General features: G+C 56.8%; 16 protein-coding genes, 1 tRNA gene and 1 pseudogene. 6 read left to right on the plus strand and 12 right to left on the minus strand.

Annotated features, from left to right (window positions below; genetic code table 11):
* From PHP98_08630 to PHP98_08665, 8 genes are all read right to left on the minus strand, one after another.
* A partial coding sequence (locus PHP98_08630) for a hypothetical protein (protein MDD5483699.1) occupies positions 1 to 991 on the minus strand: 991 nt, incomplete at its 3' end.
* Entirely contained in the window at positions 966 to 1,151 is a 186-nt protein-coding gene (locus PHP98_08635) for a hypothetical protein (protein MDD5483700.1), read from the minus strand. The genes PHP98_08635 and PHP98_08630, both read right to left, overlap by 26 nt.
* A gap of 29 nt (positions 1,152 to 1,180) precedes the next feature.
* Positions 1,181 to 2,146 (minus strand): phosphoribosylaminoimidazolesuccinocarboxamide synthase, encoded by a 966-nt coding sequence (locus PHP98_08640; protein MDD5483701.1) that lies wholly within the window; start codon positions 2,144 to 2,146, stop codon positions 1,181 to 1,183.
* Positions 2,143 to 2,817 (minus strand): hypothetical protein, encoded by a 675-nt coding sequence (locus PHP98_08645; protein MDD5483702.1) that lies wholly within the window; start codon positions 2,815 to 2,817, stop codon positions 2,143 to 2,145. The genes PHP98_08640 and PHP98_08645 overlap by 4 nt, the downstream gene beginning before the upstream one ends.
* A gap of 142 nt (positions 2,818 to 2,959) precedes the next feature.
* On the minus strand, positions 2,960 to 5,035 hold the full coding sequence (locus PHP98_08650; protein ID MDD5483703.1) for a hypothetical protein: 2,076 nt from the start codon (positions 5,033 to 5,035) through the stop codon (positions 2,960 to 2,962).
* Positions 5,036 to 5,074: 39 nt separating this feature from the next.
* Positions 5,075 to 6,559, minus strand: coding sequence for a hypothetical protein (locus tag PHP98_08655; GenBank protein MDD5483704.1), 1,485 nt, complete (start codon positions 6,557 to 6,559; stop codon positions 5,075 to 5,077).
* 70 nt (positions 6,560 to 6,629) lie between these two features.
* Positions 6,630 to 6,705 (minus strand) — tRNA-His (locus PHP98_08660).
* 234 nt (positions 6,706 to 6,939) lie between these two features.
* Positions 6,940 to 7,839: a ParB/RepB/Spo0J family partition protein gene (locus PHP98_08665; protein ID MDD5483705.1), complete on the minus strand. Its 900-nt coding sequence runs from the start codon at positions 7,837 to 7,839 to the stop codon at positions 6,940 to 6,942.
* Between the two features lie 144 nt (positions 7,840 to 7,983).
* Between PHP98_08665 and PHP98_08670 the strand changes: the two genes are divergently transcribed.
* The 5 genes from PHP98_08670 (at position 7,984) to PHP98_08690 (ending at position 14,782) form a co-directional block, all read left to right on the plus strand.
* The gene (locus tag PHP98_08670; GenBank protein ID MDD5483706.1) at positions 7,984 to 8,508 is read left to right on the plus strand and encodes a MarR family transcriptional regulator; all 525 of its coding nucleotides are present in this window, start codon (positions 7,984 to 7,986) and stop codon (positions 8,506 to 8,508) included.
* Positions 8,501 to 10,108: a TolC family protein gene (locus PHP98_08675; GenBank protein ID MDD5483707.1), complete on the plus strand. Its 1,608-nt coding sequence runs from the start codon at positions 8,501 to 8,503 to the stop codon at positions 10,106 to 10,108. Before PHP98_08670 ends, PHP98_08675 begins: the two co-directional genes overlap by 8 nt.
* Positions 10,109 to 10,298: 190 nt before the next feature.
* The gene (locus tag PHP98_08680) at positions 10,299 to 11,147 is read left to right on the plus strand and encodes an efflux RND transporter periplasmic adaptor subunit (protein ID MDD5483708.1); all 849 of its coding nucleotides are present in this window, start codon (positions 10,299 to 10,301) and stop codon (positions 11,145 to 11,147) included.
* A gap of 54 nt (positions 11,148 to 11,201) precedes the next feature.
* Positions 11,202 to 14,387 carry an efflux RND transporter permease subunit gene (locus PHP98_08685; GenBank protein ID MDD5483709.1) on the plus strand — a complete coding sequence of 1,062 codons (3,186 nt, stop codon included), beginning with the start codon at positions 11,202 to 11,204 and terminating at the stop codon, positions 14,385 to 14,387.
* A 104-nt stretch (positions 14,388 to 14,491) separates the two neighbouring features.
* Positions 14,492 to 14,782: a hypothetical protein gene (locus PHP98_08690; GenBank protein ID MDD5483710.1), complete on the plus strand. Its 291-nt coding sequence runs from the start codon at positions 14,492 to 14,494 to the stop codon at positions 14,780 to 14,782.
* Positions 14,783 to 14,803: 21 nt separating this feature from the next.
* Here the strand turns inward: PHP98_08690 and PHP98_08695 are convergent, their stop codons facing one another.
* The 4 genes from PHP98_08695 to PHP98_08710 form a co-directional block, all read right to left on the minus strand.
* Positions 14,804 to 15,796, minus strand: a complete 993-nt coding sequence (locus tag PHP98_08695) for a class I mannose-6-phosphate isomerase (protein MDD5483711.1) — start codon at positions 15,794 to 15,796, stop codon at positions 14,804 to 14,806.
* Between the two features lie 154 nt (positions 15,797 to 15,950).
* Positions 15,951 to 16,796, minus strand: coding sequence for a dTDP-4-dehydrorhamnose reductase (gene rfbD / locus PHP98_08700; protein MDD5483712.1), 846 nt, complete (start codon positions 16,794 to 16,796; stop codon positions 15,951 to 15,953).
* A gap of 52 nt (positions 16,797 to 16,848) precedes the next feature.
* Positions 16,849 to 17,445, minus strand: a complete 597-nt coding sequence (rfbC, locus tag PHP98_08705; GenBank protein MDD5483713.1) for a dTDP-4-dehydrorhamnose 3,5-epimerase — start codon at positions 17,443 to 17,445, stop codon at positions 16,849 to 16,851.
* A 9-nt stretch (positions 17,446 to 17,454) separates the two neighbouring features.
* Positions 17,455 to 19,593, minus strand: a complete 2,139-nt coding sequence (locus tag PHP98_08710; GenBank protein ID MDD5483714.1) for an adenylate/guanylate cyclase domain-containing protein — start codon at positions 19,591 to 19,593, stop codon at positions 17,455 to 17,457.
* A gap of 127 nt (positions 19,594 to 19,720) precedes the next feature.
* Between PHP98_08710 and PHP98_08715 the strand changes: the two are divergent.
* A pseudogene (locus tag PHP98_08715) lies at positions 19,721 to 19,840 on the plus strand (AbrB/MazE/SpoVT family DNA-binding domain-containing protein).
* The last annotated feature ends 225 nt before the right edge of the window (positions 19,841 to 20,065 follow it).

Consider the following 20,065-nt stretch of genomic DNA (forward strand, 5'->3'; position numbering starts at 1 on the left):
CCCTCGCGCATACACGAGTATAGCGCTTCGCGCGGCGCCGGTCCATCTGAACCGGACTGGCCTTTCTTTTTCGAATCCGGCTCCGCCGGAAGCCAAATTCACCCCACGCTTGCATCGGGCTTCGCTCTGCGCTACGCCCGAGTTCAGACTTTCTCTGTTGCCTCTTCCGAAATAAAGTGGAAATGCGCCGTTGATCTCTTATGTTATGGGTGAACAAACAACCATCACAGGAGGACGGCGCATGAACTCGTTTATACAAAGATTCAGTAATAAAATCAAGGGCGTTATCAGCGGCTTCGACCGCAGCGTTTTCAAGGGCTGCATTCGCCCCATCGCCTATGCCGACGGCGCCACGGCCTTCCTCCGCTGGCGCGGCATTCTCAACAAAAACTACAAGCCCTGGATGATGGCCCAATCGAAATTGATCGTGGAACATGCCGACCGCTATGCGCGCAAAACCTGCGGACAAGGCGTTTGAATTAGGCCGCCAAAAGCGGCAACTGTATTTGATAGACGTAGGAGCCGCATCCCCATGCGGCGATTCCGGACGAACCGCATCCCCATGCGGCGATTCCAAACACCAGATGCATCGCCGAACAGGGGTTCGGCTCCTACCCACGATTTTGCGCTCTTTTGCGGCAAGTTTGAAATTCCTATGCATGAACCTATTGCTTCCTCCAATGAACGCAAGGAAGCCATTGCCCATCAACGACAACGCGACTTGGGCATCAAACACGGTCTCATCGGCGTCTGGTCCTGCGTCGAAGCCTGTTCCTCTTTCCGCGCCCACTATGACGCCCAGGCCGGTTTCCCTCAGCTCCGGCATCTCTTTTCCCGCTGCAAACATCTTTACTTTTATTACGACCATCCCCTCTTCGGCTTTATGAGTGTCCGCCTCCAAACCTGGTTTCCCTACGGCATTCAGATCGCATTCAACAACCGCTTCATGGATCAAATGGCTGCCGTTAAAGACACGCAACCCTTCCGCCAAATCCTTGATGCTCTCTCAAAACCCCGCTTTGCGGGGCAGGAATGCGGATGCGCCGGAATCGCCGGAGATTTTTCGAACGAAATGCACCGTGCATATGCTTCATACCCACATCATCCTTACCCAGCATTATTTTCTTGCTTTTCATCACGGTTTTTGACATTTCAGGTGCTAAACGCTATCCGCTCTACGCTATTTCATGTATCCTTTGTCCCGCAGATTTCTTTCCATGCGCTCCAACGGCGGCTCTTCGGTTGCAACAAATTCCCGGCCGGTGATAATTTCGTAGGCCTGGATATAGCGTTTTGCCGCTTCAATCCGGATTTCGTCCGGCATGGCCGGCGGCGCGCCTTCGCCGCGGAAACCTCTTGCCGCGAACCATTCGCGCACGTATTCCTTGTCCAGCTTGCGCTGGTCTTTGCCGGCGGCGAAAAGCTCTTCGTATTGTCCGGCGAACCAGTAACGCGACGAATCCGGCGTGTGGATTTCGTCGGAAACCGCCAGTTTGCCGTTCAGGAAACCGAGTTCGTATTTGGTGTCAACCAGAATGAGCCCGCGCTGGTGCGCAAATTTGGTCCCGTAGTCAAAAAGCTTTAAGCAAATATCCGCGGCTTTGTCAAAAATTTCCGCGGTAACCAATCCTTCCCGGACGACCTCCGCGCGCGAGACCGGACGGTCGTGGGACTCCAGTTTGGTGGTGGGCGTGACGATCGGTTTGTCCAGTTTCTGATCTTTACGCAGTCCCTCGGGCAGGACATGGCCGCAGTAATTCCTGACGCCCTGCTGGTAATTGAACCAGAGCGAAGTTTTGGTGACGCCGGTGATGTAGCCCCGCACAATTATTTCCAGGGGAAGCTGTTCGCATTCGGCCGCCGCCATCACGTTCGGGTCGGGGACGTCAAGAATATGGTTGGGGACCAGGTGTTTGGTCTGTTCAAACCAGAATGCGGCCAGCTGATTGAGAACCTGTCCCTTGAAGGGAATTGTGCCGAGCACGCGGTCAAACGCCGAGATGCGGTCGGTTGCGATCAGAATGCGTTTTTCTTTCTGGAGATAAGAATCGCGCACCTTGCCGGTTTCCCTGCGGCCGAGCGCGGGCAGATTCGTCTCCCGGATGGTATTTTTCAGTTCCCGGCGGATGCGTTCTTCCGGTATCATCGCTCTCCTTCCGTAATTTTTCCCTGAAACAAGGGGGCGGTGGTTTTCACCCGCAGGTATTTCCTGCTTTCCGCGATTTTGTTCCGTCCGAAATGCAGTTCCAGCTTCCACTTGAAGAGGCCTTCTTTCAGCGGCCGGTGTTCAATCTTAAAATACAGGAAGTATTTGAACCGGCGCAAAGGGTCTATGCCTGAAAAGGCGCCTTTGACCTGCGGTTCATTCCAGAGCCCGGAGGGCAGGTCGCTCCATTCCAGGAGCCAGGCGAGCAGATAAAGGAATATTTCCGCATCCACGCAGTCCATGGGCAGGGTTATGCGCCGGGTCTCGCCGAAATCCGAGAAGACCGCAAGGTAGACGGCGCCCGGCGGGCCGTAGATCTCAAAATCGTCAAGCGCTTTCCGCCAGGCCTTGCGCAGTCCTTCCGCGCTGAAATCGGTTCTGTCCATTTCGCGTTGAAGTTCCAGCTCGGGGAAGAGCAGGGCCGGGCCGAGGGCGCCGTCGTGCGCGGCCTCCAGCGTGATCAGCCGGCTTTCCGTGTAATCTTCGCAGAGTTCGTCAATCAGGTTGGACCAGAACTTTGCCGCCGTATTCGTAAAGCGCCGGCCGCGGATCACCAGCATTGTTGCGCCAAAATGCCTTGAAAAATGTTCTTTTTCGGCCCGCTTCAGCATAACCAGCCATCTGTTTTTTGTCTTTGCCGCAATTTTAAAAATAATGCAAGGGAGAACCCCTTGGCGTTGAAAATAGTGCGTTGTTCCGGTGGAACAGTCAAGTTAAAATGATGCGACGGTTTTTCTGGCAAAATGTCCGCGTTCAGTTTGTATTCAGCTTGAACAGCCCCCATTCCCGTGCGCTGCCGCCGGCGAGACGCCGGAATGCGTTGGTGTGGGTTTCCGCCCACATTAGTTCAACACAAGCTGGCCTCAAGCACAGCAGGTGACTGACTTTTGCTTGGAAGAGCCTTTTCAGCCATTGGTCATAATCCGGGTTGGTTGAGCGTGCAAACGCGGAGCTGTGGGGAAGCAGTTTGCCGTCTTTCTCGGGTGAAATGTAAACCAGCCGGTTGTCCAGGCGGGGGCCCAAAAAAGGAGCAAGGAACGCTCCATGGCTGACCTGTTGTGGGCCATAGGCAAACGCGATGGTTGCCGGTCCGCCGGCCGAATCAAGGGCCGGCAGCGCGGAAACCCAGTATCTGGGAAACGCATGCATCGTGGTGCAAGCCGCATAAGCTCTGGGCCTGAACCAGTTCCGGAATTGTTCGCAAGCGGCCAGGCCAATCAGGCTTATGGCAAGCATTGCCGCCAGGCCGGTTCGCGCGCCGAGTGTTTTCCCTATCCGCGGCATGGTAATGACACAATAGATCGCGGCAACCAGAAGGCCGGCCGCACCCAGAAAAAACAGTTCAATGCGGTGCCCGCCCAGCACAAAAGTTTTCAGGTAGTTACACACATTGATGATTATGCAAACAACGGCCCACCATACAATCAGGGCGCGGCTCGCCTTGTGAGTGGCCGCGGCTGAAAGCCCCATGACGGCGGGGAGCACGACGAGGGGGACAAGAAAGCGGCCGTTGACCCCGGCCCATCCGAGGCGGACGACCGCAAACGAAGGAGAGAAGAAAAGCGCCGCCGAAACCATGATAAGACACAGGCCCAGAATATGCACGGCGCTTCGGCGCCAAAGGGCCGCCGCCAGCCCCGGTATGCCCAATGCCGAGAGCAATATCGTCGGGCCATAGTGCATCAGCGCTCTCATGAGCGCGATCAGCTCGGAACGGAGCCGGTATGGTTCCAAGTCGGGCCGGTCCAGGAACCAGAGCAGGTTTGGAGGCGCTTCGCCCAGCTTTAGAGGTCCGATTTGGAACGGAATGGATCCTAGCGGGAACCCGGTCGCGACGAAGTTGTAGAGCAGCCACGTCATTACCGGAAGCGCGAATAAGATTCCGCAGAAGAGCAGGGAACGCGCCGACCGCTTTCCGTTCCGCAGGACGAACGCGCTGAACACAGGCGCCATCAGCAAGGCGGCGCCCAGCATATTGACCTTTACCGAGGCTGCCAGACCCAAAGCGCCCGCGGCAATATATAAGTCGTAATTGCGCTTTGCCTGTGCGCCGCGCAAAACAAAGGACAGTCCGCAAAGCATCAGGGCGTTGCCAAGCGTATCAATATAACCGCTGCCGACCATGCGGGAAAACTCAGGCGCGCTGATGAACGCCAGGCTGATCAGCGCGGCCGGCCGGCGCGGCAGGTTGTACTGACGCGCAAGAATCGCAACGCAAAGCCCCAGGAACAGCCAGGCGCCCAGATCGGGGATCGCGGCGAAGATGCCCGACCGGAAAAACAGCATTGTCCACGCCGGGAAAACTTCGCCGCCTCCCCCGAAGTAGGACCGGTAGTATTCCCATCCGCCGGGCGCTTCAAATGTTTGCCATGTGCCCGTTTGCACCCACAGCCCGGCTTTGAGCCCGTGATAGGTCAGAGCGTCCCATCCCAGGACGGGAAGCATAAGCGTTCGGATGGCCAGCAACACGGCCAGCAACAGAAAGAAAACCATGGCAATGCGTCCGGCCGGATCACGCCGGATGCCGATGATAACGTTCCTGAAAGACGCGAAATCATTTTTGAGGCAATGCGCGATGCAACCTGGCGGCCGCGTTGCGAAGTAAAAAATAACCCAGCAGGTCATGCCCGCTCCGGCCGCGGCCAGGCGGGAGAAGCCGCCCGTTGACATCAGAACTGCAAACCAGAACGCCAGCAGCCAGGCGAATATGATGCCCGCCGCGGCCAGTTTCACGGCGCCGGTATAGCGCTTGGCGAGGGCATATGACAGCGCTGCAACCGGAAAGAAAAAAGCGCTGAGCAGCGCCAGTTGAATTGCAAATTCCAGCATATGCGATCATTCACTTGTCAGGCCGCGGGAACGGAAAAATCATTGTTTTTTAAAAATTGCGAGAGGCGCATCGCGGTAACCTGGCTCGTCAATAGCGGCGATCTTCCGGTATGAGGTTTGAAACCAGGGTTCATTCGTGATATTGCCGATGCGATCATGCCAGCGGGTCGGACTAATCACGATCAGGTCAGGCCGGTAATGGCGGTAGGCCCACTTGAAATCGCCTTGCTTGACGTGTTGAATCGCATCGTTTTGCACCAGGCCCATGGGATCAATCATGCGCCGTTCAGTGTGATACCCCATAAAACCGATTTCAAAAAACCCGATGCTGGCGTCGGCGGCGGTGTTGCCGTTCAGCCAGCGCCCCGTTTTGACATAGAGACGTTGTATCGGATTGACGGGCGCGCGCACAAAATGGCACAGGGAAACAGTCATAGGAAGAAATGCCGCGGTGATGAGTGCCAGGGCGCTGGAAAATCCCAAGCGGGGCGGACACCACCAGTGTGCGCCGGAACACTTCCGTATCCAATCGGCGGCGAATTGGCATCCAAGGCCTGCCAGGAGAAAACCTCCGAACAGGCAGGGGACAGCGTACCAGGTATAAAACGGAACGTTGAGAAAGGCGTAACCGGCGGTATAGCTCGCGATCCAGATGACAAGCAGCCACCATGTTGTCCGCGGCCGCCACAAAAGAGCGGTCCAGCCCAGGAGAGCGGCCGCAATCCATAACCAGTAAAGCGCATGGCGGGGAGAACTGGAAAACGCGGGACTGAACATGAGATAGCTGCGTATCCAGTCGGCCATGGTCCTGAAAAAAGGCCCAAAGGCGCCGGACTGCATTTGAGCTGTTTTGGCCGCGAGCGTCCCGGGCAGGAACATGCCGAATGTCAGGTGAAAATAGAGCAGCAGGGGGGCGACCGTGGCGATGAATGCCAGCATCGCCCCCCAGGGCAGCCGCCGGCGCTGCATGACGTAATGGGAATAAATGACGACGATTGGAATTATTCCTTCCCCTCGCGTCAGGAAAGCCAGCCCTCCGAATAGAGCCGGCAGCAATGTATGCCCGCCTTGGTAAAAAAAGAATGCCAGCATAATCAGCGCCAGCATGCAAAAGGCCTCGCCGCCCCATACATGGAGATAGAACGGGTTCAGCAGCAGTAATAATGCGGTAATAACCCCGGCCACCCGCTGTTTTTCGCGCCACGCCGTCAAATAGACCGTCATGGCTGTAATGACCAGCGCCAGGCCGCTTAAACATTGCGCTATGTCGGGAATGCGGTTAATGCCGGCCAGCCATCCCAGTCCGGATAATAACAGGGTAAACAACGGGGTGGTTGTGCCGAGATAGCGCTCGCCCGGATTATACACGAAACCGTTTCCCAGCGCGATGTTGCGGGCATAGCGGAATGTGATGTAAGCATCGTCAAAGGAGGCCTTGCCAATGGCAACCGTGATAACCAGGCCGATTACTGCCAGCAATATTAAGAACAGGGTGTCGCGCCGGGCTAGCATTGAAAACTGCATACAAATGTTCTTTTGCGGACCGCTTCAGCATCAATCCGTCCTTCTGCCTTGTTGATTCCTTGTCCGGGAATGGGGTGAGTGACGGGATTTGAACCCGCGACATTCAGGGCCACAACCTGACGCTCTGCCAACTGAGCTACACCCACCATTCGTTTTTTTTATGGCTTTTTAAATCGGCAGAAAATTATACGCGGTTGGCGGCGGAATTCAAACAGAAAAGAAACCCGTTTTATTCGCCCCCCCCGCGCGGCTCTCGGTTCTCCGCGGCCGAGCTGCTCCCGGCTCCGCCGAAGCGCTTCGCCAAGGCGAGAAGGCGGAGGAGACTGCCGCGGGGTGCTTTGTTGTCAACCGCGTCTGCGACGCGCCTGCATCAGGCAGGATCAGGTTGAGCGTTCCTCTCCGAGTCCGAGGAGTTCCAGGATACGGTTCAGGTCTTCCGATGAATAAAAGTCAATTTCCAGCGCGCCTCTGGTTTTCTTGCCGTTGGCCAGCGTCCGGCAGGGGAAAATACGGATGCCGGTGCCGAAATGACGGTGCAGCAGGTCGGAGATATGCTGGAGATGCTGGGCCGGGATATCGTCGCGGCTTGTCCGTTTTTTTCGGGGAGCGCGGGTCAGCCTGGCCGCGGCTTTTTCAATGGCGCGCACCGGCCAGCCTTCCGCGGCCGCGCGCCTGGCCAGCAGGCATTTTTCCTCGTCCAGCGGCACCGCGAGCAAGGCCTTGGCGTGTCCGGTTTGGAGCTTGTTTTCGGCCAGCATCCGCCTGATTTCCTGCGGCAGGGTCAAAATCCGCAGGACGTTGGCCACCGTGGCGCGCGCCTTGCCGACTCTTTTGGCGATTTCATCCTGGCTGAGGTTGAATTTTACGGCGAGATTCTGGTAGCCCTCGGCCTCCTCGATGACGTTCAGATTTTCCCTTTGCAGGTTTTCAATGAGCCCCAGTTCCAGCATTTCCGATTCGCCGACCTCTTTCACGATGGCGGGGATAACGGCCAGGCCGATCTGGCGCGCGGCGCGCCAGCGCCTTTCGCCGGTTACCAGTTCAAACTGGGCTCCCTTCCGGCGGACCAGAACCGGCTGCAAAACACCGTGTGCTTTGATGGAAACGGCCAGTTCTGCCAGCTCTTCGGGCGCGAAGTTCTGGCGCGGCTGATAGGGATTCGGCAGGATATTATCAACGGGCACGTGTTCCCGGCTGTCCCTCGCGTCCGTTTCGGCTTCCGCCGCCGGCGTTTCCTTGATCAACGCGTTCAATCCCCGCCCTAATCCATGTTTGGCCATAAAAGTGATCCTTTATGATTTTTTTGCCTGTCAAATTCTGCGGACAGGATAAGGTCCGGCGGCGTTCCGGTCAAGCGCGATTTTTCTTCCGGGGTTTCCCGGAAAAGCGTTGACATTTGTTTGGCGATTTATATATTTCATGTTGTGAACAATTCGGATAGTAAAATAAAATACGGCGGCGCCGCTTTCCGGCGGCTGGCCATCGGGGAATTTGCCGATCGCATAAGCGTTATCATGCACCGGATGGCGGCGGCCATGATTTCGGACGAACGGAACTATCTTGCGCGCGGAATAATCTCGCTTCCGCAATTGCGGGTTCTGGAGCATGTCGCCGGCACGAAGCAAGGATGCGCGATGCGTTCCATCGCGCGCGGGCTGGGCATGAAGCCGCCCACCGTTACCGGCCTGATGGACCGGCTGGTTGCGCTCGGCCTGGCAAAGCGCTACGCCTCCGAGGCGGACCGGCGGGGCGTTCTCGCCGAGGCGACCCCCAAAGGCCGCCGCATACTGGATCAGTTTCACGCTGAAAGGCGGCGCCGGCTCATGGAAGCGTTCGGGCCTTTGAGCGCTCGGGAACGCGGCGATTATCTGGCGATCCTTGAAAAAGTGGCGACCTTTGTTGAGGCGCGGAAAAAGGAAAAAGCGGAAAGCGGATTGCAGAATGAATAAACGAAATTATAACCGTTTTCCGGGTGTTTCCGCCTGGTTCCGGCTTGGTCCGCCGTTGTTTTCAGCGCTGGCCGCCGCGCTTTTCATGGGCGGAGTTGCGCTGGCCTCCGCCGCGGCCGACTCCACCAACGCCGTCACGGGCATTATCGGCCATCCCGGCCCTTCGGCTTTCATTGATTCCGCGCGAACCGGCCGCCTGCTTCGGATCGGCATGGTGGATTGCGTCGCCTGGACGCTGCAGAATAATTCGGAAATCCTGATAAAAAAGATTGATCCCAAGCTGAGGGACGACGACGTTGCCATCGCCCGGGCGGTATTTGAGCCGAATTTTTATGCCAATGCCGTCCTGGACGGCAACCGGAGCCCGTTTCCCCTGCCGATGAACGTCTACAGTTCCAGTGTTTCCAGGGCGGTTGAAGTTGGCGCGGGCGTTGCCGGCAAACTGCCGCCCGGGACCCGTTATCAATTGGATTTTCTGGGGCAGCGCAATGACAGTGATCCGGCCATTAAAGCCGTCAATCCGGTCTATTTTGCGGAGCCCATGATTACGATTACGCAACCCATTTTCAAAGGCGCCGGTTTTGAAGTCAACGAGGCGGAGATTGTGATTGCCTCAAATTATCGGAACATTTCCGCCAAAGACGTGCGCGCCACGGTTATGCAGAGCATCAGCCGCGCCATAATCGCCTACTACAACTATTGCTATTCGCAGGAGTACAAAGAGATCGCCGCGGCGTCCCTGAAACGGGCGCAGGACCTGCTGGCCATCAACCGGGAGAGATATCAGCATGGTATCATCAGCTCGGTTGACCTGCTGGAGACAGAGACGGCGGTGGCGGAAAGGGAAAAGGCGGTGATCGTGGCCGACGCGCTCGTGTCCGGCACGGAAGACGAGTTGAAACTGGTTACCAACCTGGTGGATGATCCCGAATTGTGGAACGCGCGTCTGGAGCCGATTGACCGGCCGAAACTGGAATTGCGGAGAACTGACCTGGCGCAGAGTCTGCGCAACGCCTTTGAATTCCGTCCCGATTACCAGATAAAGACAATTGAGCTGAAAAACCGCGATATTGCCATCAAACTGGCCGATAACAATCATCGCCCCGCGCTGGATCTCTTCGGCAGTTACGGCATGAACGGGTGGGGGGGCGATTATGGGGACGCCTTGAATACCGTTGAGCCGGGAAACAGCGACTGGACGGTGGGCTTGAAGTTTGCCAGGCCATGGGGCGGTGCCGAGAGCGCTAAACTTGACCAGACGAAACGGGAAAAGATGAAAGCCAGCCTGGAGTTGAAAAGGCTTGAGCAGAATATCATTCTTGACGTTCGCACTCGGATCAGGGAAGTTGAGACCCAGCGCCGCCAGATGGACGCGGCCCGGCATGCCAGGGACATGGAGGCCAAGAATTACGAGGCGCAGCGCGAGCGTTACGCCGCCGGGCAGGTCAGCACGCATGACATGCTGGATTACCAGGAGCGCGTGGCCACGTCCGAAACCGATTATCTCAAGGCGGTGGTTGATTACCAGACCGCTCTGGTCGCGCTGGACAACGCGGAAGGCATAACGCTCGCCAAAAATAACATTCGCCTGGAGGAATAATTTTATGAGCCAATTGCAAAAGTTAAAAGAATATTTCCCCGCCCGCTTCGCTGGAGGCGCGGAGAACACAGAGACAGAAAATGTTTTTGGTTCTGATTTTTTAAAAAAAGAATTAGTTTTATCTATGCGATCTCTGAGACCTCTGCGCCTTGGCGTTAAAAATATTCTTCGGAATACGTTAATCACGGCCATGGTTTTGACATTATGCGACTGTAAAGGAAAGGGAGACAGCAAAGCGGTTGCCAACGAGGCCGTGGCGGTGCGCTGCCTGCGGGTTGAGGCGCGCGATATAAAGCGGACGCTGGATTACGCCGCCAGCATCAAGGCCCAGGACGACGCGCAGGTCTATCCAAAAGTTACCGGTAAAATCCTGGAAAAATTGAAAGAAGAGGGCGCGCCCGTGGAAAAAGGCGAGATAATCGCCTATATTGACCGGGACGAAATCGGTTTTACATTTGAAAAGTCGCCGGTGGATTCGCCGCTGGCCGGTATTGTCGGCACGGTCTATGTTGATTTGGGCGACAGCGTCTCCCCGCAGACGGCCGTGGCCTTTGTGGTGGATATTGACAACGTGCGCGTCAACCTGGACGTGCCCGAAAAATATTTTCCCGTTATAAAGATTGACCAGAAAGCGGAAGTTGCGGTGGACGCTTTCCCGAAACAGACTTTTACCGGCAGGGTTTCCAAAATCAGCCCGATCGTTGACATCCTGACGCGCACGGCGCCGGTGGAAATTTTCATCCCCAATCCCGAACACAAGCTGATGCCGGGCATGTTCGCGCGCGTGAAGCTGATTCTGGAAGAAAAGAAAAAAACATTACTTGTCCCGAAGGAATCCGTTCTGGGGCATTCCCGGGAAACGATTGTTTACGTGGTTGAGGGGGATAGCGCCCGCCGGCGCGCGGTGAAAACCGGTTTCAGGTTCGGCGGGGAGGTTGAGATCGCAGAGGGGTTGCGGGCCGGCGAAACGATCGTGATCATGGGCCAGCAGAGACTGCGCGACGGCGCGAAAGTGATTGCGGAACAAGAACTTCGGTAATTGGAAAATTAACCGGTTCCCCGTAACAAGCCCGTCTGAACTTTAAAGCAAAAAATGAATCTTCCTGAATTTGGCGTCAAGCGGCCGATAACGAACCTGATGATTTTTATCGGGATCATCATTATTTCGTTGTACAGCATAACCAGGCTGGGCGTGGACCTGATGCCCGAGATTGAGCCGCCCTCCATCTCGGTCATTTCCACTTATTCCGGCGCCAGTCCCGAAGACGTTGAAATCAGGGTTACCGAGCCGCTTGAAAACCAGTTGGCCAGCACGCCGGGGGTTGAAAAAATAACTTCCCGCTCCCTGGAAGGCGTCTCGGCCATTACGCTTAAATTCATCTGGGGCATCAATCTGGACGAGGCGTCCAACGATATTCGCGACCGCATTGACCGCGCCAAGCGGCTCCTGCCCGACATCCCGGACGAGATGGACAACCCCTTCATTTTCAAGTTCAATACCGCCATGATGCCGATCATGCACCTGGGCATCACCGCGGATCAGAGTTATCCCGGCCTCTACGACCTGATTGACCGCCAGGTCGCCGATCCGCTGCGCCAGATTCCCGGGGTGGGCACGGTCCAGCTCATGGGCGGCCTGGAAAGGCAAATCAACGTCTGGATTGACCGCAACCGGCTGGATAGTTACAACCTGTCCATCCTTGACGTGCAGAACGCCATTTTGCGGGAAAATATCACCCAGCCGGTCGGCAACATAAAGTCCGGAATGACCGACTATCTCGTCCGGCTGCCCGGGGAATTCACCGATCCCGGCGAAGTAAACGCCATTATTCTCGGCCGGCATGAGGACCGGCTTGTTTACATGCGGGACGTGGCGCGGGTGGAGGACGGCTTCAAGGAGGTTTCGCGCCTTTCCCGTATCAACCGGCACCGCGGCATGGCTTTGTCGGTCCAGAAACAGACCGGCGTCAATACGGTGAAGGTGGCGGAAAAGGTTAAGAAAAAAATTAGGGAGCTGGAAAGGCAAATGCCGCCGGACGTCAAGTTCCACCTGATTATGGACAGTTCCGAGGATATCATGTATTCCATCAATTCGCTGACCGGAACGCTCCGGTTGGCCGCCCTGCTGGTGGTGTTCGTAACCTGGTTCTTTCTCAGAAAATTCCGTTCCAGCATAATTATCGCGCTGACAATCCCGTTTTCCATTCTGCTGGCCTTCACCTATCTCTTCATGAGCAACCGGACGATCAACGTCATTGGCCTGACGGCCATGACCATTGCCATCGGCATGGTGGTGGACAACGCGGTCGTGATTGTTGATAATATCACGCGCCACCTGGAGCGCGGCGAGCGTCCGGCGGAGGCCGCCATTTTCGGAACGCGCGAAATGTTTCTTTCGGTCGCCGCCTCAACCGCAACCACCCTGGTCGTGTTTCTGCCCCTGCTGTTTGTAACCGGCCTGGTGGGCATCATGTTCAAGGAGCTCTCGGCCATCATCTGCATCACCCTGCTGGCCTCGCTTTTCACCGCCACCACCTTTACCCCGATGATTTGTTCCCGGTGGCTGAAGCGAAACCGTCCCCGGGAGGGCGCTTTGCCGCCGCGCGAGAAAACGCGGGACGGGGTGTTGGCCCGGTTGCGCGGGACGGTCGGCCGCTCCCATCTGGGATTTGCAAGCGTTGTCGCCGGTGTTTATGACATTTCGGAAAGGTGGTTTACCGCCCTGGAAAACCGCTATGCCCTCATCCTGGCCTGGAGTCTTCGCCGCCGCAGGCCGGTGATCGCCAGTTTTGCGCTCGCTTTCCTTTCAAGCCTTGCGTTGCTCCCCTTCATTGGCAGCGAGTTTATTCCTGAGGAGGACGCCGGAATGCTGAGCGTCAGCGCGGAACTGCCGGTCGGCACGCGGATTGAGGAAACCGACAAGACGGCCGGCATGATAGAGGATATCATTGAAAAGGAAGTGCCCGAAAAAATCGCCTTTATGATCCGTTTTGGCCAGGGCGGCGGCATAGGAGCGGTGTTCGGAGGCCGCTCCGGCAGCCACGTGGTTTCCGGCGGCGTCAAAGTAACCCGCAAGGAAAAACGCAAAAGGTCATCCATGGAAATAACGCAGGCGGTCAGGGAAAAATTAAAAAATCTTCCCGGCGTGCTGCGCACCGATATCACCACCGGCAATCCGCTTGGCCGGCTGATAAGCGGCACCGGCGGCAAATCAATCCAGATTGAAATCATCGGGCATGATCTGGACCAAACCGACGCGGCGGCTGCGCGGATCAAGGACATCATGGAAAAAACGCCGGGCGCGGTGGACGTAAGCGTCTCGCGCGACCGCCGCAAACCGGAGCTCAAGATAGAAATTGACCGGGAAAAAGCGGCGGCGCTCGGGCTCAACATGGATACCATCGCCGATACGCTGAAGACCGCAATTGAAGGCTCCACCGCCACCAAGTACCGCGAGAGCGGACGCACTTATGATATTTACGTGCGGCTGGAAGAAACCTGCCGTTCGCGTCCCGAAGACATTGAAAACCTGATGGTCGTTTCGCCGTTTACCGGCAAGCAGATCAGAATGTCCAATTTCACCAGGGTGCGCGAAATCACCGGGCCGATTGAGATTGAGCGCCAGAACCGGGAGCGCGTTGTGCGGGTTGAATGCAACGCGCACGGACGTTCCACCGGCGAAGTCGTGGCCGACCTCAAAAAACAGACCGCCCGGGTCAGCCTGCCGGCGGCCCTGACGGTCAATTTTGCCGGCGACATAGAGGAGCAGTCCAAGGCTTTTCGCGACCTGGCTCTGCTGCTCCTTCTGGGAATTGCCCTGGTTTACATGGTCATGGCCGCCCAGTTTGAGTCCCTGCTTGACCCGTTCATCATCATGTTTGCAGTGCCTTTTACTTTTACGGGGGTTATTCTCGGTTTTTTCGTCACCGGCACCACGCTCAGCATGATCACTTTTCTGGGGCTGGTCATGCTCATCGGGATTGTGGTCAACAACGCCATTGTGCTGATCAGTTATATCAATATTCTCCGGGCGCGCGGTTTCACCATGTACGCGGCCGTCACCGAGGGCGGCCGGCTGCGCCTGCGCCCGGTCATGATGACCACGCTGACCACACTGGCCGGCATGCTGCCGCTGGCCTTGTCGCGCGGCCAGGGTTCTGAAATATGGCAGCCGCTCGGTATAACCATGGTCTCCGGCCTGTCGGTTACAACCTTCATCACCATGATTTTTGTGCCTATTCTTTATGCCATACTGGAAGAGAAGGTCAGGAAGAAATAAGGAAAAGCTTCGCCGGTTACACGGCATTCACGGATATCAGGCAATGTTCCTCGCCGTGCGCCCCGGCGGGTCTGGCGGGCGGACGGGCGAGAGGAGTGATAAACATGAAAATGATCATGATTGCGTATAACGAAGCGATGGACATGGAAATCATGGAAATGCTGGAAAGCTGCGGTCTGACAAATTACACGAAGATCGGGGAAACGTTTGGCCGCGGGACTTCGTCCGGAACGCATCTCGGCACCGATGTCTGGCCCGGGTTGAACAATGTTTTATACGCGGCCTGCGCGGACGAATGCGTCTCAAAAGTCTGCGCGGCTGTCGGCGAACTGCGCAAATCCCTCGGCAAAGAGGGGGTCAAGGCCTTTGTCTGGCAGTTGGAGGAAATCACCTAGGCAAGGGGGCAGGGGGGCGGGTTATGTCGGCAGGCTGACCCGCAGTATCGTGGCAGTTCCGCCGCCGGCGGTTGTCAGGACATAATTGGACAAAGCGGCCGGAATAAAGACGGTCTTGCCCGCCTCCAGCGGTATTTTCATTGAGCCGGCCGCCAGTTCCGCCTGCCCTTCCTCTGTAAACAGGATATGAAACGTCCTGTTGTCGGTGGCGCCATCCAGCGATTTGGCCGCGGTGATTTTTTCAAACCTGAAGAAAGGAGTTTTCAACAGTTCCACCGTGGCGTTGCCGTTCCGGTCAAATTGCGGCGGATGCTTGGCGAGGTCAATTTTCGGCGAGTCCGGATCTTGCCAGTGGATGGCTTTGACGGCCTTGTTTATCTGCAGGGCGCGTGGTTTGCCGTCGCGGCCGAGACGGTTCCAGTCAAAGAGGCGGAAAGTGGTGTTGGAATTCTGCTGCACTTCCAGGATCATACAGCCCGGGCCGATCGCGTGAATTCTTCCGCCCGGTATGTAGACCACGTCGCCCTTAACCACCGGCACGGTTCGCAACAGGTCGCCTGTTTTGCCCTTGGCGAGGGCGTCTTTGAAGTTTTCAGTGGTTATGCCCGGTTTCAATCCCGCGTAGATTTCCGCGTTCGGCTCGGCCGCCAGCACGTACCACATTTCGGACTTGGCGTCGCCGCCGACAGTTTTTACGCCGTTTTCATCCGGGTGAACCTGCACGCTCAGTTTTTCACGGGCGTCAATGATTTTAACCAGCAGGGGGAATTCCGCAAAATGCGCGCCGGTCAGTTTTTCGCCGTAAAGTTTCATCAGGCTGAACAAATCGCGGCCGGCCAGCGGACCATTGGTTACCACGCTCATGCCTTCCGGCCGGTCGGCGATTTCCCACGATTCGGCATAAACGCCGGGCGGCAGGTCGCGCTTGTAATACGAGGCGATTTTATTCCCGCCCCAGATGTAATCCTTATAAACGGGCTGAAATAGGAGCGGATATAAAGGAATGTTTTCCATGGACTTGTTTTACGGTTGCGCGGAAAAGTTCCGCGCCGGTTGCCGCATAGATATCCTTTTTCCTTAAGGTTTCATCATAATACCGCTTCAGTTCATGGAATGTCAACACCAAACCGCGCGTCGGTAAAAACAAGTTTCGGATGGCGGCGGCCACTCAAGATGCGCGGTTTTGCAGAAAAGCGTCCAGGGCTTCTTCCCAGGAACGGATTTCATGGTCCAGCAGTGCCTGGATTTTGTCCGTGCAAAACCTTGAATTCTTCGGCCGGCGCGCCTTTGCCGGGAATTCGGAGCTGGCGCAGGGTTTTATAGGATTGGGTAAACGCATTTTTCGCGCAATGAACATGGCCGTTTCATAGCGGGTGGCGTAACCGGCGTTGGCGAAATGAAATATGCCTTCCGGGCGCTCGCGCAACAGGCTGTTGATCGCCCGGGCCATGTCAAGCGTCCAGGTCGGCGCGCCGGTCTGGTCGTTTACCACCTTCAATGCCCCGCCTCCGCGGGAGCGTTCCAACAGTTTGGCGACGAAATTAACGCCGTGTTTTCCGTAACTCCATTGCACGCGCACAATTGCGCAGCGGCAGCCGCTCTGCCGGAGCAATTCCTCGCCTTTCAGCTTGGACTGTCCATAGACGTTTATGGGGCGTGGCATGTCCGTTTCCAGATAAGGCCGCGCGCTTTCGCCGTCAAACACGAAATCGGTTGAAATATGAATCAGGTAGGCGTTCCGTTCTTTGGCCCAGACGCCCAGATTGCCGACGGCCTCGGCGTTTATATGCATGGCCGTTTCCGGCGCGTCCTCGGCCTGGTCCACGTTGGTGAAGGCGGCGCAATTGACGACGATCTCAACCCCGTCCAGCCCCTGTTTCAGGCGGACGGGATCGGCCAGGTCAAAATCCGGCAAATCCAGGGCGCGCGTCTGATAGCCGGCTTTTTCAAGGACGGCGGCCAGGTCGGACCCAAGCATTCCCCTGCCGCCGGTAATTGCGATGGTTGTATTCATATAAAATATTTTACCGCAGAGGTTGCAGAGATAAAAACTTATTTCCCCCCTCTTATCTCCGCGCACTCTGTGTCTCCAGCGGAGCGGGCGGTGATATATTCTGCTGATACACAAAATCCCGGCCAATATCCTTCAACTGCGGATAACGTTTGTCCTTTTCGGAAAGGAGCGGGTTTTTTACCGGCCAGGGGATGTTCAAATCCGGGTCGTTCCAGATAACGCCTTTTTCGCCCTGCGGATGGTAATAAGCGGTGCAGGCGTAAATGAATTCCGCCGTTTCGCTCAAGACGCAGAAACCATGCGCGAAACCGGCCGGCACGAAAAGCTGTTTTTTGTTTTCCGCCGAAAGAACTTTGGCGATCCATCCGCCGAAGGTGGGCGAGCCGAAGCGGATATCCACGGCCACGTCGTAAACCTCGCCCCGGACGACCCGCACCAGTTTGCCCTGCGGTTTTTCCGCCTGATAATGCATTCCGCGGAGGGTATTTTTAACGCTCAGGGAATGATTCCACTGCACAAATTCAACGTCCATGCCGTTTTGACGGAACAAATCGCGCCGGTACGTTTCCATGAAAAAACCGCGCCGGTCGCCGAACGTTTCGGGTTCAATCAGGATTACCCCTTTAATGCTTGTCGGTATAAATCTCATAATCTTACATCACTTCTCCCCCGCCACCCATATTCCCTGCCATTGCTTTGGCGGCGCCGCAAGCAGCCGGCGGCATTTTTCCGCGTAGGCGGCGGCGGCGTTGTCGTTCCCCTTTATTTTTTCAAACTGTGAAAAAGCTTCCTCAAACCGGCCGGCGTAAAATTCCTTGAGCGCGCCGGCAAACTGTTCCAGCGCCGCCCCGCGCGCGCTCCATTCCTCCCGGAGCATGGGTTCAAATATGCGCACCGGTTCCTTGCGTCCGACCACGGCGACCCTGCCCAGCTCGCGCGCGGGGAACGCCCCGCCCATGGCGGTATAAGTTGTTTCCGCCATGATGGTGAAAGTTCCGAACTGTTTATTGACGCCTTCCAGCCGCGAGGCCAGATTGGCGGCGTCGCCGAGGATAGTGTAATTGAAGCGGTTGTGCGAGCCCATATTTCCGACCACCACGTCGCCGGTGTTGAGCCCGATGCGCATGAAAAGGTCCTTGCCGGTGTGCCCGCGCAGTTCCGGGCGCATTTGCGCGAGTTTTGCCTGGCAGCCCAGGGCGGCGCGCGCCGCGCGCGCGGCGTGGTCCGCCTGCGCCAGCGGCGCGTTCCAGAAGGCGATGATGGCGTCGCCCTCGTACTTGTCAACCGTCCCGCCTTCTTCCTGGATAATGTCGGTCATGGCCGTCAGGTAATCGTTCAGGAGCGAGGTCAGTTGCTGCGGATTCAGACCTTCGGAGATGCCGGTAAAGCCCTGCAAATCGGAAAAGAAAATGGAAAGGGTTCTCTGTTCCCCGCCCAAAGCGAGCCGCTCCGGGTGCCTGACCAGTTGTTCAATCACTTCCTCGCTCAGATATTGTTTGAAAGCGCCGCGGATGAATCTTTTCTGGCGGCCCTCGGTGGCGTAGTTGAAAATAATCGCGGCCACGATGGCGAAAATTGTAGCCGTTTCCGGCGCCATGAAGGGCGCCCACCAGCCGCGCCAATAGGCCCAGACGCAGATCAGGGCCGGCAGGGGCAGGGCAATTGCCATGGCAATAATGTTGTCCCGCGCGCTTTTTCCCAGCGCGGCCAGCATGCCCCAGACCACGCCCAGGCCGAGTATCAGGGCGGCCGCGATTCCGCGCGGCGTCTCGCGCATAAAATCTCCGGCCAGGAGATTGTCCAGCGCGGTGGCGTGCAGTTCAACGCCGGTGTAAACCCGGCCGACCGGCGCCGGCCGGTTGTCAAGCAGTCCCGGCGCGTTGCAGCCCAGGAAAACATAACAGCCTTTCAGGGAGGGCATGTCCTCCGCCGGCGGTTTTTCGCCGGCCTGCAGTTTCAATTCCGACTGGATCACGGCCGCGGCGCTGATGCGCGCGTGGGTTCCGGAGCGCCCCCTGAAATTGAGGATGGCCGCTCCGGTTCGGTCAAGCGCGGTCTTATGTTTGCCGATTGTTACGGCGCCCTTTGAAAAAATGATTTTATCGCCGGCGGCTTCCGGGTCCGCCAGCCGGGCGGCCACGCCGAGCGCGGGAACGGGCGCGCCGTCAAAAACAGCAAACGGCTTGATGCGCCGGAAAATGGCGTCGGCGTCCGGCCGGGCCGAGACATTCCCGAGCAAAACGGCGCCGGCGGCCAGTTCGGGGATCGGGAAAGAAGCTTTCGGGAATAACACGCCTTTTTTTCTCGGCAGGTTTGCCAGCCATTCTTCCAACCCGGAAACTTGCAGGCGGGAGCGGGGAATGTTTTCAGGCCAGACCGAGGCCGCGCCGGTTTCATGGCCGAGAAAGACGGCCGCCGCAAAGGGCGGGGCATTGGAAACGGCGGCGGCGAAAGTCTGATCATCTTCCATGCCGTAGGAGGAGTGTTCCGTGAAGAGGAGGTCAAAGGCAACCGCCTTGGCGCCCTGCCGCCGGCAGTAATCAAGGATAGGCTGGTAAAGCGAACGCGGCCATGGCCAGACATAAGCCATTTCGTTTTTTACCCAGTCCAGGCTGGCCTGGTCAATGAAAATGATCCGGATTTGACCGGTGAATGCGCCCGGTTTTGACAGACTCTGGACGCGCCAGTCCCAGGTCTTGGATTCAAAACGGTCCAACGCGCCCGCGCCCCAGAAAATTAACGCCGCCAGGCCTGCGCCCAGCCCGATCAGGAAGCCGTAAATCGCTTTCTTTGCCATTTGCCGGAATGATAATGTCTCCGGAACGGCTGATCAAGAAAAGAAACTCGCGGGGGACCGGTTCGGGAACCGTAGGGTTGACGCAAGGGCATCGATATGCTATGCGTATCCCATAAAGCAGATCGATATGAGCGCTGTAACTGTTTCACCTAAATACCAAGTGGTCATCCCGAAAGCCATACGGGAGCGCATGGGGATTTCTCCGGGGGAGAAGTTGCAGATTCTGAGTTTCGACGACAGAATTGAGTTCCGATGAGCCAGCACTCTTTCATAAAGGCAGCAGAAATTTATCGGATATTGCGGCATAACCGCCCCGCGACATATGGAAAAGTTTTTTTATATTTGAATAAGATTTTCGGTATTGGTCCCGTTGCCCTATTGATTAGTCTCGTTCTGTTCTTCGTTGCCAGTTGGCTCAACAAGCGAACCAATCTTCCCCCTCTGTTTAACAGCGAGTTCTTCCGGAATACAG

This window comes from Kiritimatiellia bacterium (genome assembly GCA_028715905.1).
In the GTDB taxonomy this organism is placed as follows: Bacteria; Verrucomicrobiota; Kiritimatiellia; order JAAZAB01; family JAAZAB01; genus JAQUQV01.

Coding starts and splice junctions, on each gene's coding strand:
- PHP98_08665 (MDD5483705.1), bottom strand. CDS start 7,839: ATGGCCAAACATGGATTAGGGCGGGGATTGAACGCGTTGATCAAGGAA.
- PHP98_08690 (MDD5483710.1), top strand. CDS start 14,492: ATGAAAATGATCATGATTGCGTATAACGAAGCGATGGACATGGAAATC.
- PHP98_08680 (MDD5483708.1), top strand. CDS start 10,299: ATGGTTTTGACATTATGCGACTGTAAAGGAAAGGGAGACAGCAAAGCG.
- rfbC (MDD5483713.1), bottom strand. CDS start 17,445: ATGAGATTTATACCGACAAGCATTAAAGGGGTAATCCTGATTGAACCC.
- PHP98_08645 (MDD5483702.1), bottom strand. CDS start 2,817: ATGCTGAAGCGGGCCGAAAAAGAACATTTTTCAAGGCATTTTGGCGCA.
- PHP98_08640 (MDD5483701.1), bottom strand. CDS start 2,146: ATGATACCGGAAGAACGCATCCGCCGGGAACTGAAAAATACCATCCGG.
- PHP98_08685 (MDD5483709.1), top strand. CDS start 11,202: ATGAATCTTCCTGAATTTGGCGTCAAGCGGCCGATAACGAACCTGATG.
- PHP98_08710 (MDD5483714.1), bottom strand. CDS start 19,593: ATGGCAAAGAAAGCGATTTACGGCTTCCTGATCGGGCTGGGCGCAGGC.
- PHP98_08675 (MDD5483707.1), top strand. CDS start 8,501: ATGAATAAACGAAATTATAACCGTTTTCCGGGTGTTTCCGCCTGGTTC.
- PHP98_08650 (MDD5483703.1), bottom strand. CDS start 5,035: ATGCTGGAATTTGCAATTCAACTGGCGCTGCTCAGCGCTTTTTTCTTT.
- PHP98_08635 (MDD5483700.1), bottom strand. CDS start 1,151: ATGTCAAAAACCGTGATGAAAAGCAAGAAAATAATGCTGGGTAAGGAT.
- PHP98_08695 (MDD5483711.1), bottom strand. CDS start 15,796: ATGGAAAACATTCCTTTATATCCGCTCCTATTTCAGCCCGTTTATAAG.
- rfbD (MDD5483712.1), bottom strand. CDS start 16,796: ATGAATACAACCATCGCAATTACCGGCGGCAGGGGAATGCTTGGGTCC.
- PHP98_08655 (MDD5483704.1), bottom strand. CDS start 6,559: ATGCAGTTTTCAATGCTAGCCCGGCGCGACACCCTGTTCTTAATATTG.